This window comes from Lysobacter sp. 5GHs7-4, from assembly GCF_021284765.1.
Taxonomy (GTDB): domain Bacteria; phylum Pseudomonadota; class Gammaproteobacteria; order Xanthomonadales; family Xanthomonadaceae; genus Lysobacter.
The window spans coordinates 1,477,002-1,494,825 of record NZ_CP089924.1 but is presented as its reverse complement, the minus strand read 5'-3'; the positions used below and the strand labels follow the sequence as shown (position 1 = coordinate 1,494,825).

General features: G+C 67.2%; 7 protein-coding genes and 2 pseudogenes. All 9 read right to left on the bottom strand.

Annotated features, from left to right (window positions below; genetic code table 11):
- Positions 1-3: 3 nt before the first annotated feature.
- The 9 genes and pseudogenes from LVB77_RS06445 to LVB77_RS06405 all read right to left on the bottom strand — a co-directional run bounded on the left by LVB77_RS06445 (position 4) and on the right by LVB77_RS06405 (position 17,578).
- Entirely contained in the window at positions 4-2,034 is a 2,031-nt protein-coding gene (locus tag LVB77_RS06445) for a proprotein convertase P-domain-containing protein (RefSeq protein ID WP_232909359.1), read from the bottom strand.
- 480 nt (positions 2,035-2,514) lie between these two features.
- A pseudogene (locus LVB77_RS06440) lies at positions 2,515-2,697 on the bottom strand (proprotein convertase P-domain-containing protein); the annotation flags it as partial.
- A gap of 180 nt (positions 2,698-2,877) precedes the next feature.
- A pseudogene (locus tag LVB77_RS06435) lies at positions 2,878-4,605 on the bottom strand (S8 family peptidase); the annotation flags it as partial.
- Positions 4,606-5,118: 513 nt separating this feature from the next.
- Positions 5,119-5,538: a hypothetical protein gene (locus LVB77_RS06430; protein ID WP_232909358.1), complete on the bottom strand. Its 420-nt coding sequence runs from the start codon at positions 5,536-5,538 to the stop codon at positions 5,119-5,121.
- Between the two features lie 192 nt (positions 5,539-5,730).
- Positions 5,731-7,791, bottom strand: coding sequence for a S8 family serine peptidase (locus LVB77_RS06425; protein WP_232909357.1), 2,061 nt, complete (start codon positions 7,789-7,791; stop codon positions 5,731-5,733).
- Between the two features lie 448 nt (positions 7,792-8,239).
- Positions 8,240-10,210 (bottom strand): S8 family serine peptidase, encoded by a 1,971-nt coding sequence (locus LVB77_RS06420; RefSeq protein WP_232909356.1) that lies wholly within the window; start codon positions 10,208-10,210, stop codon positions 8,240-8,242.
- 416 nt (positions 10,211-10,626) lie between these two features.
- Entirely contained in the window at positions 10,627-12,486 is a 1,860-nt protein-coding gene (locus LVB77_RS06415) for a S8 family serine peptidase (protein WP_232909355.1), read from the bottom strand.
- Between the two features lie 529 nt (positions 12,487-13,015).
- Complete coding sequence (locus LVB77_RS06410; protein WP_232909354.1) at positions 13,016-14,833, bottom strand: S8 family serine peptidase; 1,818 nt, start codon at positions 14,831-14,833, stop codon at positions 13,016-13,018.
- A gap of 654 nt (positions 14,834-15,487) precedes the next feature.
- The gene (locus tag LVB77_RS06405; RefSeq protein WP_232909353.1) at positions 15,488-17,578 is read right to left on the bottom strand and encodes a S8 family serine peptidase; all 2,091 of its coding nucleotides are present in this window, start codon (positions 17,576-17,578) and stop codon (positions 15,488-15,490) included.
- Between the last annotated feature and the right edge of the window lie 246 nt (positions 17,579-17,824).

Here is a 17,824-nt window from a genome sequence, read left to right as displayed (position 1 = left end):
GCATCAGAACGTGATGCTCCAGGTGTCGAGCACGCCGGTGTCGGCGTTGGCGTTGTCGTTCACGCGCAGGCGCCAGGTACCGTTCAGCGGTTCGCTGGTGAGGTCCTTGGTGAAGGTGCCGATCACGTTGTCGGCGCTGCCGCCGGTGCGGTTGTGGATGTTGTAGAGCGTGCCGTCCGGCGCGACCAGATCGACCTTCAGATCGCCCTTGTAGCTGTGGGTGATCGTGACCGAGACCGAGGCGTTGTTGGGACCGTTGCCGCTGCGGCCGGACACCGTGATCGGACTGTTGATGGTCGTGTTGTCGTTGATCGCGAAGTCGGTGCCGTTGGTGTAGGTCTGCACGCCGGTGCCGCCGACCGTGACCGTGGCGGTCTTGGTGTTGGTGGCGCCGTCGTCGTCGGTGACCGTCAGCGTGACCGTGTAGGTACCGGCGGTGGCATACGTACGGCTGGGGTTGGTCGCGGTGGAAGTGCCGCCGTCGCCGAAGTTCCAGGCACGCGAGACGATGGTGCCGTCGCTGTCGGTGGAGCTGTCGGTGAAGGTGGCGGTCAGGCCCGAAACCGAAGACGAGAAGTTCGCGGTCGGCGCGGTGTTGCCGCCGCCGGACGAATCCAGGCCGTCGATGAACTGCACGCCGGTGCCGCCGGCATCGAGCCAGTTGCTCAAGCGGGTGGCGTTGGTGCCGCCGCCGGTCCAGGACACCGAGATGCGGCCGTAGTAGTCGGCCTTGGCGTTATCCGCCGCGCCGCACGAGGACGGACCGCCGTGCAACTGGCCGATCACGCGCTTCTCGGGGCTGAACAAGGGCGAGCCCGAGGAACCGCCCTCGGTGACGCCGATGCCCGGGATCCAACGCACGAAGATGTGCGAACCGTCGCCCGGCGAGGGCGGATTGGTGTTGGCGCCGCCGTAGCTGGTGGTGCGCGTGGCGCTGGTGCCGTGGCTGATGCGCTTCTCGGCGACGTTGGGATGGTGGATGCCGGTGGCGCCGCTGAAATCGCCGCTGCGCGCGTCCCAACCGTTCCAGAACAGGTTGTAGGCGGCGGGCGCGGCGTCGTCCAGTTCGACCAGGGTGAAGTCCGAGGCCGCGTTGGACGCGCGATGGAAGGCGCCGGTCAGGGTCTGGGCCAGCGAGCCGTTGCCGTTCTGTCCGCTCTGGGTGCTGCCCGGCGCGCGGCAGGTGGAGTTCTGGTAGTTCCAGTAGGTAACCAGCGAGGCGGCGTTGGAAGCGCTGATGCCGCAGTGGTTCGCGGTCAGGAAGTACATCTTGCGGTCGTTGGCGGCGTTGTTGAGCAGGCTGCCGGAGCAGAACAGGCTGCCGCCGGTGGAGATCGCCGCGACCGAACGGATCTGCGGACGCCAGGCGTCGCCTTCCGGGCAGACCACGTCGACATTGCAGCTGCCCGAGGTGCCCAGCGGGGTCACCATGTCGGATTGCAGCTGCTGGGCCATGCGGGTGAAACCGCGGTAGTCGTGGCCGACCTTGGCCAGGCGCAGCTTGAGCTGGCCGGCCGCGTCGCGCGGCACCACCACTTCGATCACCGCCTCGGCGCCGTTGACGATCGGCGTCCACAGCTGGCCGTGGGCTTCGTTGTCGGCGGCGGTGTACACGCGCACCGCCGACGGATCGGAGGCGGCGGCGCGGCTCAGGTTGGCCGGGTACACCAGCAGGCGGCCGCCGGCGGGCATCTTGTATTCGCTGAAACCGAAGTTCAGCGACAGCGCGCCGCGCGATTGCACGCGCAGACGCCAGACCATGTCGTTGCCGACTTCTTCCCACACGCCCGAGTTGAGCGGGGTCAGGTCCACCGACAGCGATTGCGCGAAGCGCGGCGGCAGATCGTGCGCTTCGCGCTGGCGATCCTCGGCCTGCAATGCCGGCACGTCGACCGCCTGCATCGTGCGCATATCGACGCGGTCGAGCGCGGTGAGGCTGTGGTCGAACGCCGCGGGACGCGCACCGGGCGCCGCCATGGCGGTGCCGAGCGTCGAAAGTCCCAGCAGGACCAGGGAACCGTACATTCGTTTCATGAGTCTCTCTCCATCCGTAGTAGAGGGCATGACCGGCTCGCCGCTCCTAGTCGCCGGCCGTTGCGGCCTGCGATGGCGAGCGCGGATCAATCGTTTGGCATGCGACCGACGGCGTCGGCCGCACCCGGCGAGTTGATACGTGTTGGACACAAGCGATGTGCTTGACACGGGCAATGCCGCAGCGCGCGATGGTCCGGCGATGCGCTCGAACGATGAAACAAGGCGAACCCCTATTCGCCCGTGCTGACGCTAAGCGCAGCTAGCCGGTGGAACAAGCGCGTTTCGACCCGATTCGACACCGCATACGTGATGACTGTCATGCATACGGCCAGTAATCGCTTCCAGTCATTTTTGTATAGACAAGGCTGCTGTATACGCGCGTTCGCGTACGCGAACGCATGGCGCGCGGAAAAAAAAGACCCCGGCCAAGGCCGGGGTCGGAGAGAGCATTCGCAGCGTCCGTGCCGCGAAATATCGTTATCAGAACGTGACGCTCCAGCTGTTGATGTAGCCGACGTCGCCGCCGGCGTTGTCGTTGACGCGCAACTTCCAGGTGCCGTTGAGCGCTTCGCTCGACAGGTTCAGCGTGACGGTCTTGTTGACGTTGTCGGCGCTGCCGCCGGTGCGGTTGTGGATGTTGTAGAGCGAACCGTCCGGAGCCACCAGGTCCACCTTCAGGTCGCCCTGGTAGGTGTGCACGATCGCCACCGTCACCGAGGCGTTGCTCGGCGCGTTGCCGCTACGGCCGGAGACCGTGATCGGGCTGTCGACCGTGGCGTTGTCGCTGATGGTGTAGTCGGTGGCGTTGCTGTAGGTCTGGGTGCCGCCGCCACCGCCGGTGGTGAAGCTGCCGGTCAGGCTGAGGCCCGAGAACGTCGAGTAGCCGCGCACCAGCACGTGGTAGGTGCCGGCCTGGGCCGTGGCGATGTTGCAGGTCTCGGCGTTGGTGCTGCCCTCGGACTTGCAGTCGTAGCTGGACGTGGTCGGCGCGCTGCCGAACTTCACGAACAGGTCGGCGTCGCCGCTGCCGCTGGCGGTCACGAACTTCAGCGCGCTGGCGCCGGCCGGAACCACCAGGGTGTAGCGCAGCTCGGTGCCGGCCGAGCCGGACAGGCCGGTCACCGGCGTGCCGTTGGTCAGCGTGCCGGTCGGCGGCGGCGTGGTGCCGTTGACGGCGTCGACGGCGGCCTTGGCGTTGAGGATGCCCGGGCCGATGCTCTGCGACGGGGTCGACGGGAACGCGGTGACGTTGGCCTTGATGATCGACTCGATCTCGGCCGGCGTCTTGGGCGTGGTCGCCGCGGCCTGCATCAGCGCCACCACGCCGGCGACGTGCGGGGTCGCCATCGAGGTGCCGTTGTAGGAGGCGTAGGTTTCCGAACCCGGCGTGGTCGAACCGCTGTTGAGGGTCGACAGGATGTTCGAGCCCGGCGCGGCGATGTCGATCAGCGAACCGTAGTTGGAGAAGCTCGAACGCGCGCCGGTGCTGGTGATCGACGCCACGGCGATGACGTTGTTGCAGTTCGCCGGCGAGGCGTTGGACACATTGGTGTTGTCGTTGCCGGCGGCGATGACCAGGGTGGTGCCGCGGCTGACCGCCGAGTTGATCGCGTTCTGGGTGGTGGTGCCGCAAGCGCCGGAGCCGCCCAGGCTGAGGTTGATGACCTCGGCCGGATTGGCGTTGGCCGGCACGCCGCTGACGGTACCGCCGGAGGCCCAGATGATGGCGTCGGCGATGTCGGAGTCGTAACCGCCGCAGGTGCCGAGCACGCGCACCGGCACGATCTTGGCGCCGAACGCGACGCCGGCCACGCCCTTGGCGTTGTTGGTCACCGCGGCGATGGTGCCGGCGACGTGGGTGCCGTGCCAGCTGGAACCCTGTGCGGCGTGGCTGCCGCCGCACTGGTTGGCGCTGACCCAGTCGCCCGGATCGCTGGGATCGCTGTCGCGGCCGTTGCCGTCGTTCGACACGGTGGTGTCGATGATGAAGTCGTAACCCGGCAGGATGTTGGCGCTCAGGTCGCTGTGGCTGGTGATGCCGGTGTCGAGCACGGCGACGACCGAACCGGTGCCGGTGGTGACGTCCCACGCCTGGTTGGCCTTGATGCCGTAAGTGCCCGAATAGCCCCACTGTTCGCTGTAGCGGGTGTCGTTCGGGGTCAGGAAGGCATGGTTGAGCTTATCGACCTCGACGTACTCGACGTTCGGGTCAGCGGCGATCTGGCGCATCAGGGCTTCGGCCTCGACGCGGTCGAGCGCGCGGTCGCTGCGCACGACGTCGGCGCCCAGCGCGGTACGGCGCAGCGAGCGGATGCCCAGCGCCTTGCCGGCGCCGGCGGTCGTGGCGGCGCTGCTCAGCGAGCGCTGCATCGTGGTGGCATTGGTGGTCGGTGCGCTGCCGTCGGCGAACTTGACGATGAAGCGCTGAACTTTTTCGGAAGACTGCAGGCCGGCGAGGTTGACGCGGCCGGCGGCGAACGCCGGGGCGGCGATCACGGTCGAAGCCAGTACTGCTGCCGTGGCGGCAGCCAGGGCGTGCACGCGAATGCGACGCGAGGACAGCTGAGACATCTATGGAACCCCCGAAGCTGGAATAAGCCGCTAAGCGCGGCAAAAACCGCAAGAGCCTCTCTCCGAACCGCGGCGCGAACCGCGGCCCTAACTCGAACGGTTGGTGTACGGACCTGACAAAAAACGTCCGTAAAGTGACGCTAAGCGAACACGCAAGGGGGTGACAACGGGTAAATCCACTCATCAAGCAAAGAGATTTGTGACTACTATCACAAATTACTTCGGTAACCGCTTCCACGTGAAATTGACACAAAACTGTGCCGCGCCGCAACATACAGTTGCGGTTTTGGGCGCAGGCAACGTGCGTAACACGTTGTTTTAGCTAGTCAATTTGGCGCCGAATCGGGGCGACGCCGCGGCCAGCCCATGACAATCGCCACCCGCTGCGTGCTGCGCGGCCGGGATAGGGCAAATCGCAGGATCGGCGTTGCCGCGCCCTCCCCTCGGCGCCGCGGGCCGGCCGAGGGTTCGCGACCGCGCCCTCGATTTCCGACGCCGCGCCGGCAGCGCCCCTCAGCGGATGTCGCTGCCCGTCACCGGCATGATTTTCATGATGCCGTCGATCTCGATGTACTCCACGTCGGGATCGGCGCCGAACGCGCGCATCAGCGTTTCGGCCTCGGACTTGCTCAGCGCCCGGTCGGCGCGGAACACCTCGGCGCCCACCGACAAGCGCAGCTGCTTGTTCAACTTCACCGGCGTACCGGCGCTCTTCAGACCGCTGCCGGCCGCGGTGCGGTCCAGGCGCGCCTGCACCGCCGATTCCACGGCCGGCGCGGTGCCGTCCTTGTACTTGACGATGAACTGCTGGAACGGGCCCTCGCCCGTCAACGGCGCCACCTTGGCCGGACCGGAGGCCATGCAGGCGGTCACCACCAGGGACAATAAAGCGGCGGCGGTGCCGAGCAGGAAGCGGCGTGAGGTCTTGGCCATGGTCGTAGCTCCATTGAAGGGATGTTCCGTACTAACGCGCTGACCCGCCGGACGGGGTTGCGAAACACGCTACGCGCGCGCGCCTGAACGCCACAAGACCCCGCCCTCCCGGGACGGGGTCGCGATGATAAGAGTCCGGCGCGCCCGCGGAGGGCATAGGGGTAACGAGCGCGCCGGACAGGGGAACCGCAATCAGAAGGTGATGCTCCAGCTATTGATGAAGCCGGTGTCGACCGAAGCGCGATCGGCCGCACGCAGCTTCCACGCACCGTTGAGCGTCTCGCTGCTCAGGTTGACGACGCGATTGGTGATGATCACGTTGTCGGTGCTGTTGCCCTGGCGGTTCCACAGGTTGTAGACCGTGCCGTCCGGCGCGATCAGGTCCACGATCAGATCCTGCTGGTAAGTGTGCTGGATGTTCACCGACACCTGTGCATTGCCCGGTGCGTTGCCGCTGCGGCCGGTGACGTTGATGGTGCTGGTCGCGCCGGTGGCGTTGTTGTCCGGGATGTTGACGTCGGCGGTGTTGCTATAGGTCTGCGTACCGCCGCCGCTGCTCACCGTGACCGATGCGGTCTTGGTATTCGTGGCGCCGTCGTCATCGGTGACGGTCAGGGTGACCGTATAGGTGCCGGCCGCGCTGTAGGTTTTGCTGGGATTGGCGGCGGTGGCGGTGCTGCCGTCGCCGAAGTTCCAGCTGCGCGAGGCGATGGAACCGTCGCTGTCGGTGGACGTGTCGGTGAAGCTCACCGTCAGGCCGTTGACCGACGAGGTGAAGTTGGCCGCCGGCGCGTTGTTGCCCGGCGCGCCGCCTCCCGCCGCCGCCACTGCCGCCGCTGCGTCGATGATGCCCGCGCCGCAACCGCCGGAGCAGTTGGCGGTGGAGATCGGACGCGCGGTGCTCTGCAGGATCTGCAGCATCTGCGCCGTGGTCCTGGGCGTGGCCGACGCCGACTGCACCAGCGCGGCCACGCCAGCCACGTGCGGCGCCGCCATCGAAGTGCCGGCCATGGGACCGTAGCCGTTGCTGCGCACGGTCGAAATCACGCCCTCGGTGGCGCTTGGGCCGAACGGACCGTTCTCGCCGCCCGGTGCGGTCACGTGGATGGTGGCACCGTAGTTGGAGTAGGAGGCTCGCTTGGCGGCCTTGTTGCTGGCGGCGACCCGGATCACGCCGTTGCAGCTGGCCGGGGTGAAGCCGGAGACGTTGATATTGCTGTTGCCCGCGGCCACGACCACGATGGAGCCGTTGGCCACCGCGGTGTCGATCGCCGCCTGCCAGGCCGGCGTTTCGCTGCACGGCGCGGCACCGCCCAGCGAGAGATTGATGATCTCGGCCGGATTGGCGTTGGCCGGCACACCGGCGACGGTGCCGCCGGAGGCCCAGACCACCGCATCGGCGATGTCGGAGTCGGAACCGAAGCCCTGGTTGCCGAGCGCGCGCAGCGGCACCACCTTGGCGCCGGGGGCCACGCCCGCGCCGCCGGCGCCGTTGTTGGTCACCGCGGCGATGGTGCCGGCCACATGGGTGCCGTGGACGATGTTGGATGAGTCGTTGGGATTCGCATCGCGGCCGTCGCCGTCGTCGGACTTGCCGCAACCGGCGCTGCCGCCTGCCGCTTGGCATTCGGCGGCAGGGAAGCCGGTAGTCGAACTGATGAAGTCGTAGCCCGGCAGGATGTTGGCGTTGAGGTCGGTGTGGGCGAGGATGCCGCTGTCCACCACCGCCACTACCACGCCGTCGCCGATGGCGCTGTTCCACGCGGTCGGCGCGCGGATGCCCGCCGTGCTATCGGCGTAATGCCACTGCTTGCTGAAGTCCGGATCGTTGGGCACCGCCAGCGCGCGGCGCAGGCCGTCGACCTGGACGAATTCGACATTGGGGTCGGCCGCGATCTGACGCATCAACGCCTCAGTCTCGTCGCGATTCAAGCTGCGGTCGGCAGCGACCACGCTGGCGCCCGGCAGCAGCATGCGGCGCACTTGCTTCAGGCCCACGCGCTTGCCCTTGGAGGCGGCCGGCAACACCGTGCGCTCGGCCATGCCGCTCAGCGACGAAGCCGCCGCGATGCTGCTGCGCGCGGGGGCGCTGTTGTCCTTGTACTTGACGATGAAGCGGCTGTAGCCGGCGTCGGAGCGGAGTCCGGCGACGTGGGCCTGGCCGGCGACGGCAGGTGCGGCTACCGCGCCGAGTACGAATACGGTGGCGGCGGCGAGCGCGTGCAGGCGAAGCGGGCTGTGCTGGTTCGACATCGTGACTGATCCCTGTACTTGAAGCCGCAAGAGGCGGCGAGGACGGTTCGGTGGCGGTGCATCGCGATGCCCGCGCCGGACCCCGATCCACGGCCCGAAGTCCGTGGCGGGCCTACGCTACGAAGCGGCGCAAGCTTGTGGAGCGCTGAACACGCACCGAATTGGCGGCGATTTGCGACTGACATCGAATTTTCAAACATTGAAAAATTTCTGACACAACCGTTACACATAGAAAGCGCACCGCGAACGGCAAGTGCGAAAATCACAGCTGAATACTAGGAAATACCGATTTTTCGGCCGCAACGGACCTCACTGCGAAACGAATTTTCCACTTGGGAAACCCCTGAACGAAACAAAAGAAAGCCCCGGCCGAAGCCGGGGCTGGTGGTTGCGAGACCAGAGCCCGCGCGGCATCCAGGAGCGGACGCCGCGCGAGGTCGCCCGACGATCAGAACGTGATGCTCCAGCTGTCGATGCGACCGGTATCCACCTGCGCGCGGTCGACCGCACGCAGTTTCCAGGTGCCGTTGAGCGCTTCGCTGCTCAGATTGATCGACTGATTGCTGATCGTGACGTTATCGCCGCTGTCGTTGCCGGCGCCGTTGAACACGGCATAGACCGAGCCGTCCGGCGCGATCAGGTCCACCTTGAGGTCGCCGCGGTAGGTATGGACGATGCTCACCGAGACCTTGGCGTCGGCCGGCGCGTTGCCCGTACGACCCGCCACCGCGATGCTGCTGCTCACGCCAGTGGTGTTGTTGTCCGGAATGTTGGCGTCGGTGCCGTTGCTGTAGGTCTGCGCCGTCGGGTTCGGCGGTGTGGTGCCGCCACCAGTCAACGCGTCTACCGCCTCGAACGCGCGCACCAGGCCGAAGCCGTAGTCGTTGTCGCGTCCGGCGGTGCCCAGATCCTGGGCGGTCGAGGTCAACGCATTGCGCACTTCTGCCGCGGTGGCGCTGGGCTTGGCGCTGTACAGCAGCGCGGCCACGCCGGCCACATGCGGGCTGGCCATGGAGGTGCCGCTGAGTACGGCATAGCTGTGGGTGCCGTACACCGGGGTCGGGTTGAGGGTGGCGACCTGGCCGACCTTGCCGCGCAGGGCCTGACCGGTGGCCTGGCTGACCGCGATGCCGCTGATCGTGGTGGGGCTGGGCACGCCCGTGCTGTAGGCGAACGGGTCGGCGACGTTGTTGTACAGGACTATGCCCACGGCAGCGGCGCCCTTCACGTTGTCGACTTTCTGCTGGGTGGTGTTCTCGCCGCGTTCGCACAGGACGATCTTGCCGCTCCAGCTGCCAGCGCTGACGCAACGGCCGCCATCGACGATCGCACCGCTGACGGTGACCGAAGCCGAACCGACCATGGGCAGATTGTCGTAGCTGCTGCCGCCGACGGTGAGCGGCGTGCCGCGCTTGGGATAGGTGCTGGCGATGTCCGCGCCCGGCGCGGCGATGTCGACCGCGTCGTTGAACTGCGAGAACGCGGCCTTGACCTTGTTGGCGTCGAGCGCCGCCACCGACAGCACATTGGTGTACGAAGCCGGGTAACTCTTGGTGCTGTTGCCGCTGTTGCCCGCAGCGGCCACCGAGAGCACGCCCTGGTTGTAGAGGTTGGTGAAAATGGTGTCTTCCGAGCTGCTAGGCAGGCCGCCGCCCAGGCTCATGTTGATGACTTTTGCGCCGGCATCGGCGCACTGCTGCGCGGCAGCCGCCACGGTGGAGCTGAACACCGAGCCGCAGGTGGGGCCATCGAATACCTTGATGATGTGCAGCGAAACCTTGCCCGGGCTCACGCCGACCACGCCGGCGCCATTGCTGCCCACGGCGGCGATGGTGCCGGCCACGTGGGTGCCGTGACCGCAGGTGTCCTGATTCCAGGTGCTGCCGCTCTGGCCCACACCGGTCATGGCGATGCCGGCGAAATCCTCATGGTCGGCCTTGATGCCCGAGTCGATCACGCAGACCTTGACGCCCGTGCCGTCGGCACCGGTGGCGACCGTGTCGGGCGACTGCACCAGCGGCACGCCATACGGCAGGAACTCGGCCAAGGGATAGCGCGGTACGTCCTGCTCGATGACCAGGTTCTTGTCCTTGCGCAGTTCGGCCAGCACTTCCGGCGGCAAGGTCATCACCACCGCATTGATGCGGTCGAACTCGTAGTGGGTCTTGCCGCCGGCCACGCTGGCCGCGCTCAGGCCCTTGGCCGAAGCCGCGGCGCGCAGCGCCTGCACCCGGCTGTCGATCTTGGCCTTGAGGCCGGCTTTCTGGCCCGGCTGGAAACGGATCCAGACGCGGTTCTGGCCACCGCCGGCTTGCGGCACGGTGGGCTGCACGGCCGGCGGAGCCGCGTAGGCGGCCACGGCCAGGGTGGTGGCGACGGCGAGCGTGGTGAGGCGCAAAGTGCGGGTGTTTTTCGACATTGGAACCGATCCCCTGAAACTGGTGAGTGGGCCGCGTCCGGCGGCAATGAGGTCCGGCGCTTACAGCCAGGGCGGACCGATCGCGGCGAAATCCGCGACAAGCCGACGCTACCGATGAAGCCGGACCGGCACAGCGCAATACCAGCGCTCGCAGGCCTTAATTTTCTGATCGAACTCACAATTTCGAATATTGAAAAATAATCGGCACATTGGCTGTGCAACAGGGCCATGCAGATCGTGTCCGGCGCCGAGACCTCACCCTGACGCGGCGACTCGGCCGGGTCGGTGGCCGAAGCTTCGCCGCCGCCAGGCGTGTGCCGCCACGAGCTGCCGACAGAAAAAAAGAGCCCCGGCGCGAACCGGGGCTCCATCGATGCAGTTCGGCGCAGGCGCGGGCCCGCACGCTGCGACAAGGCTTAGAACGTGATGCTCCAGCTGTCGATGCGGCCGGTATCCACCTGCGCGCGGTCGACCGCACGCAGCTTCCAGGTGCCGTTGAGCGCTTCGCTGCTCAGATTGACCGACTGATTGCTGATCGTGACGTTATCGCCGCTGTCGTTGCTGACGCCGTTGAACACGGCGTAGACCGAGCCGTCCGGCGCGATCAGGTCCACCTTGAGGTCGCCGCGGTAGGTATGGACGATGCTCAACGAGACCTTGGCATCGGCCGGCGCGTTGCCGGTACGCCCCGCCACCGCGATGCTGCTGCTCACGCCGGTGGTGTTGTTGTCCGGAATGTTGGCGTCGGTGCCGTTGGTGTAGGTCTGCACGCTGGGGTTCGGGTTCGGATTGCCACCGCCGCCCGCGGCCGCAACCGCCGCCGCCGCGTCCATCAGGCCCGGGCCGCAGCCGCCGGGGCAGTTGGCCGCCGAAATCGGACGCGCGGTATCGGCCAGGATCTGCTTGACCTGCGCCACCGTCTTGGGCGTGGACGCTGCCGCCTGGATCAAGGCCACCACACCGGCCACGTGCGGGGTCGCCATCGACGTGCCCTGCAGCCAGCCATAGCCGTTGCCGTTGATGGTCGACAGCACGCCCTGGGCCGGATGGCTGCGGGTGCAATCGCTGCCCGTGGGCTTGCGGTTCAACGGCAGGAACTCGTTGGTCGGCGAACACGTCTCGCCGCCCGGCGCGGTGATGCTGACGGCGCCGTAGGTCGAGTACCACGCACGCTTGCCGCCCTGGTCGCTGGCGGCGACGCTGACCACGTTGCCGCAACTCGCCGGGGTCGAGCCGGCGACGTCGATGTTGCTGTTGCCGGCCGCCGCAACGACGATCGAACCGTTGGCCGTCGCGGTGTTGATCGCGGTCTGATACGCCGGCGTGTCCGAGCACGGGCGGTCGCCGCCCAGCGACATGTTGATCACTTCAGCCGGGTTGGCGTTGGCGGGCACGCCGCTGATCGCGCCGCCGGACGCCCAAACGATCGCGTCGGCGATGTCGGACGTCGAGCCCGTGCCGTGCTTGGCCAGCGCGCGGACCGGCACGATCTTGGCACCGTGGGCCACGCCGGCCACACCGCTGGCGTTGTTGGTGACCGCGCCGATGGTGCCCGCCACGTGGCTGCCGTGGTAGCCGGTGGTGGCGCCGGACACGTCGGTGGGGTCCGCGTCGCGGCCGTTGCCGTCCTCGGACGCGCCGCAATCGGTAGCGCCGCTGCAGCCCAGACCCGTGGTGCTGGTGACGAAGTCGTAACCCGGCAGCACGTTGGCGTTGAGATCGGTGTGCGAGACGATGCCGCTGTCGATCACCGCCACCACCACGCCGCTGCCGCTGGTGGTATTCCACGCGGTCGGCGCGCGGATGCCCACGGCGCTGTCGGCGTAATGCCACTGCTCGCCGAAGCGGGTGTCGTTGGGCACCGCCAGCGCGCGCATGATGTAGTCGGGCTGCACCCACTCCACGTTCGGGTCGGCCGCGATCTGCTGGATCACCGCGCGCGCCTCTTCGCTATTGAGGGCGGTGTTGTTGACCACCACGTCGGCGCCCATCGCCATGCGGCGCAGGTGCCTCAGGCCCAGCTTCTTGCCCTTGGACGCAGCCGGCAACACGGTGCGGGCGCCGGCGTTGCTCAGCGACGACGCCACCGAGGCGCTGCTGGCGGTCGGCGCGCTGCCGTTCTTGTACTTGACGATGAATTGGTTGTAGGTCTCGCCGGACTTCAAACCGGAGACGACGGCTTGACCGGCGAACGCCGGTGCTGCCGCAGCAGCCAGCGCCAACGCGGTGGCGGCGGTCAGGGTGCGGACGCGCAGCGGATTGTTCGAATTGGACATCGTGTTGAATCCCCTCATTACACGTTAGTGGCCGCGAACGCGGCATCGGAAGTCCGGCGCCGCCTCGGCGAATCGCGCCGCGGGCCGAACGATCGGCCGCTCTTCCGCAGCGGCCTTGGGGGATCAACCTACGGACTCGCACAGGCGGCCAACGCGGGAATCAACGCCGCAATGGGGCAAAAAAACCCACACGCATCACAATTTCAGCAACTGAAATTCTGCTTACACATCAAAGGCATAACTACCGTGTAGAGAGCGCACACCGGCCAGGAAAAGGACGCAACGCAGCGGCGCATCGACCACCCTACTGCTTATAAATCATATATTTGCATAAGCTTATGCGGCATTCCGCCGGAGCGCCCCGCTCGCCCCTAAAGAACATCCTGCCTGTTTTCCAAATCGGCAAGCATCACGGCAACAGGCGCCGCGACTGCGGGTCCGCCCCAAAAAAGAAGCCCCGACCGAAGTCGGGGCTCGGTATCGCAAAAGGCGACGAAACAGCGGGGAGAGCGCTGCGCCGCAAGGACGATCAGAAAGCGATGCTCCAGCTGTTGATGTAGCCGGTATCGATCGAAGCGCGATCGGCCACGCGCAGCTTCCAGGCGCCGTTGAGCGGCTCGCTGCTGAGGTTGACGACGCGATTGACGATGATCACGTTGTTGCTGCTGTTGCCCTGTCGGTTCCACAGGTTGTAGACCGAACCATCCGGCGCGATCAGGTCCACGATCAGGTCCTGCTGGTAGGTGTGCTGGACATCCACCGACACCTGCGCATTGCTGGGCGCGTTGCCGCTGCGGCCGGTGACGTTGATGGTGCTGGTCGCGCCGGTGGCGTTGTTGTCGGGAATGTTGACGTCGGTGGTGTTGCTGTAAGTCTGCACCCCGCCCGTGCCCACCGTGACCGAAGCGGTCTTGGTGTGGCTGGCGCCATCGTCGTCGGTGACCGTCAGCGTGACCGTATAGGTGCCGGCGGTGGCGTAGGTGCGGCTGGGGTTGGTCGCGGTGGAGGTGGTGCCGTCGCCGAAGCTCCAGCTGCGCGAGGCGATGGTGCCGTCGCTGTCGGTGGAGGTGTCGGTGAACTGCACCGTCAGGCCGCTGGCCGAGGAGGTGAAGTTCGCCACCGGCGCGTTGTTGCCCGGGCCGGGGCCGCCGGAAAACAGGCTGTGCAGCAGCAGGTTCGGCGAACCGCGCAGGTTGCCGGTGATCTTGCCGGGGGTGGCGTTGTTGACGATGGCGGTGTGCACTTCGTCCGGCGTGGCCGAGGGGTGCGTGGCCAGGTACAGCGCCGCGACGCCCGCCACGTGCGGGGTGGCCATCGAGGTGCCGCTGTTCGGCGCCGACGCGGTGGCGCTGCTGATGCCGGCCGAGATGATGTCGGTGCCCGGTGCGAACAGGTCCACGCAGGTGCCCCAACCGGATTGCTGGCTGGAGGACCACACCGAGCGCGCGTCGTTGCGGTCGCTGGCGCCAATGGTCAGCGCGCGCGGCACGCGGCGCGGCGATCCCGAACAGGCATCGTCGTTGCTGTTGCCCGCCGCGGCCACCACCACCACGCCGGAGTTGATCAGGTTGTTGACCGAGTCGTCGATGGCCGTCGAGCCCGGGAAGCCGAAGCTCATGTTGGCCACGGCCGGCTTGATATGGTTGGCCGCGACCCAGTCGATGGCCGCAATGGCTTCCGAGGCCTGGCCATTGCCGTTGCAATCGAAGGTGCGCACCGGATGCACGATGGCCTTCTTGGCCACGCCCCAGGTGGTGCCGGCGACGGTACCGGCCACGTGGGTGCCGTGACCGTGGCAGTCGGCAGTGCTGGAATCCCCCGGCCTCACCGAGAATCCATTGCCGACGCGTCCGGTGAACTGGGTGTGGTCAGCACGCAGGCCGGTGTCCAGGACATAGGTGTGCACCCCAGCGGCGTCGGTGTCGTAGGTGTAGGTGGTGCTCAGCGGCAGGTTGCGCTGGTCGGTGCGGTCGATGCCCCAGGTCGCGTTGTTCTGGGTCGCGTAGATCGAACCCTGGCTGTCCTCTTCCACGTAAGCCACGGACGGATCGCGCAACAGCTGCGCCAGCGCGCCATCGTCGGCGTCGACCACGAAACCGCGCAGCACGTGCTGGTAACTGCGCAGCAGCTTGGCGCGGTGCTTGCTCGACAGATTGCGCGCCACGGTGGGCACGTCCGACACGCCACGCACGCTCTCGGCCGACAGGCGCGCGGTTTGGTTCTTGAGCACGACGATGTAGCGCCCTTCGACCGGGCGTTCCACCGTACGCAGTTCGGCGCTCAGACCTGGAAGCGCGACCGACAACAGCGAGGCACCGATGGCTACCGACAAAATCCGACGATTCATGCTTTCTCTCCTTGAGTGTGAAGGGATGCAGCCGCACGGCGGATAGCGGGCGGAGCGTGCGCCGGCGTCCCGCCGCACGTGGACGGCACGCCGCGCTCGCGCAGCCACCGTCTTCGGACCGACCACAGCGCGCACGCGCGGACCGCGCTCTGTCCTAGGCGCGGCGCCGCAGGCGCCTCCACTGCACTGACCGTTTGTTGCTGCCCCGCAGGGCATGGAGCGTGGCCGCTGCTCGCGGCGGATACCGTCCTGGCTTGCGCGTCGTAGTGCTTGTGAAGCTCGCAAACCGAACGGTGCATACGGCCGCCCCAGCAGCCGCAAGAGCTAACTTAGACAGCTGCGCCAGCGCTCACCACCGGCTGGAAGCGATGCCGGGCGGGTAAATCGTGAACCCGACCTGCATTTTCACAATCGGGCAAAAATGCCATGCGTAGCGCCGCCATACATACGAACGCGTGTGGTGCGAAAGCGCTTGCGCGCATGCGTGCAGCCGCCTATCGCCGAGCGCTGCGGCATCTACAACCAAGTTGCGCCAGGCACCGACACGAACGCGCATAGCCAAAAAGAAAGGCCCCGGCCGAAGCCGGGGCCCAAGTCGCGCCTGCGGCGGCGACGCATCCCGGGGAAAGGATGCGCCGGCGCTGCTGCGCGCGATCAGAAGGTGACGCTCCAGCTGTTGATGTAGCCGGTGTCGATCGAGGCGCGATCGGCCGCGCGCAGCTTCCAGGTGCCGTTGAGCGTTTCGCTGCTCAGGTTGACGACCTTGTCGGTGATGATCACGTTGTTGCTGCTGTTGCCCTGACGGTTCCACAGGTTATAGACCGTGCCGTCCGGCGCGATCAGGTCCACGATCAGGTCCTGCTGATAGGTGTGCTGGATGTTGACCGACACCTTGGCGTTGCTGGGCGCATTGCCCGAACGGCCGGAGACCGCGATGCTGCTGGTGACACCGGTGGCGTTGTTGTCCGGGATGTTGACGTCGGTGGTGCTGCTGTAGGTCTGCACCGTGCTGGGCGAGCTCACCGTGACCGAAGCGGTCTTGGTGTTCGTCGCGCCGTCGTCGTCGGTGACCGTCAACGTGACGGTGTAGGTGCCCGCCGCGCTGTAGGTCTTGCTGGGGCTGGTCGCCGTGGACGTGGTGCCGTCGCCGAAGTTCCAGCTGCGCGAGGCGATGCTGCCGTCGCTGTCGCTGGAACTGTCGGTGAAGCTCACCGTCAGGCCGCTGGCCGAGGAGCTGAAGTTCGCCACCGGCGCGTTGTTGCCCGGCGTGCCGCCGCCCGCCGCGGCCACCGCGGCCGCCGCATCGATCAGGCCGGGGCCGCAGCCGCCGGGGCAGTTGGCCGCCGCGATCGGACGCGCGGTATCGCTCAGGATCTGCTTCACCTGCGCCAGCGTCTTCGGCGTGCCCACCGCCTGGATCAGCGCGACCACGCCGGCCACGTGCGGGGTGGCCATCGAAGTGCCCTGGTTGAACTCGTAGCCGTTGCCCGAGTAGGTCGACAGCACGCCCTTGGCGGCGTGGTTCTGGGTGCACTTGCCCGCGGTGGATTCCCCCAGGGCCAGGAACTCGGTGGCCGGCGAGCAGGTTTCGCCGCCCGGTGCGGTGATGCTGACGGCGCCGTAGGTCGAATACCACGCGCGCTTGCCGCCCTGGTCGCTGGCGGCCACGCTGACCACGCCGTTGCAGCTGGCCGGGGTGGCGCCGCTGACGTCGATGTTGCTGTTGCCCGCGGCCACCACCACGATCGAGCCATTGGCGTTGGCGGTGTCGATGGCGGTCTGGTAGGCCGGCGTCGCGCTGCAGGCCTGGTCGCCGCCCAGCGACATGTTGATCACTTCGGCCGGGTTGGCGTTGGCCGGAACGCCGGCGACGGTGCCGCCCGACGCCCAGACGATGGCGTCGGCGATGTCCGAGGTCACGCCCACGCCCTGATTGCCCAGCGCACGCACCGGCACGATCTTGGCGCCGTAGGCCACGCCGGCCACGCCGGCGCTGTTGTTGGTGACCGCGCCGATGGTGCCGGCCACGTGGGTGCCGTGCTTGATGTTGGACGAGTCGGTGGCGTTGTTGTCGCGGCCGTCGCCGTCGTTGGAGCCGCCGCACTTCGCGCTCAGGCCGGAGATCAGGCACTGGAAGTCGCTGAAGGGCGCGGTCGAGCTGATGAAGTCGTAGCCCGGCAGGATGTTGGCGTCCAGGTCGGTGTGGGCCAGGATGCCGCTGTCGATCACCGCCACCACCACGCCGCTGCCGGTGCTGGTATTCCATGCGGTCGGCGCATTGATGCCCACCGCGCTGTCGGCGTAGTGCCACTGCTCGTTGAAGCGCGTGTCGTTGGGCGTGGCCAGCGCGCGCACCATGTAGTCGGGCTGCACCCACTCCACGTCGCGGTCGGCGGCCATGTCCAGCAGCAGCTGCTTGGCCTGCGCGCTGTCCAGCCCGCGGTCGGCGATGACCACGTCGGCGCCGAACAGGGTCTTACGCTTGTGGCTCAGGCGCAGGGCCTTGCCGTTGAGCTTGAACGCCGGCTGCGCGCCCAGGCGATCGAGCGAAGCCGTCATGGACGTGGCGCTGGCGCGCGGCGCGCTGCCGGTCTTGTACTTGACGATGAAGGCGTTGTAGGTCTCGCCCGAACGCAGGCCGGCGATGTGGGCCTTGCCGGCGAAGGCCGGAGCGGCAGCGGCGGTCAAGGCGACGGCGAGGGCGAGGGCGCTGAGGCGGAGGTGCTTGGACGAAGCGGACATCATGTCTGACTCCCGAGGGGTGGAACGCGTGGACCGCGGCGGCGGTAGTGCGCGAGCAGTCCGTGCTGCGCGGCACCGCTTGGCGGCGTGGCGGTCGGAGCGGCGCCGTCCCGACTTGGGGCACACCTTAGGCAGCGGACGTGGGCGGGCGCAGCGCCTGAAAACGCTTCATCCCAATGAAAAGCGCGCCCCAGGTCACATTTTCAAAAATAGACAGCGGTTGGTTTCTGTAGAAATTTATTGCTGCAA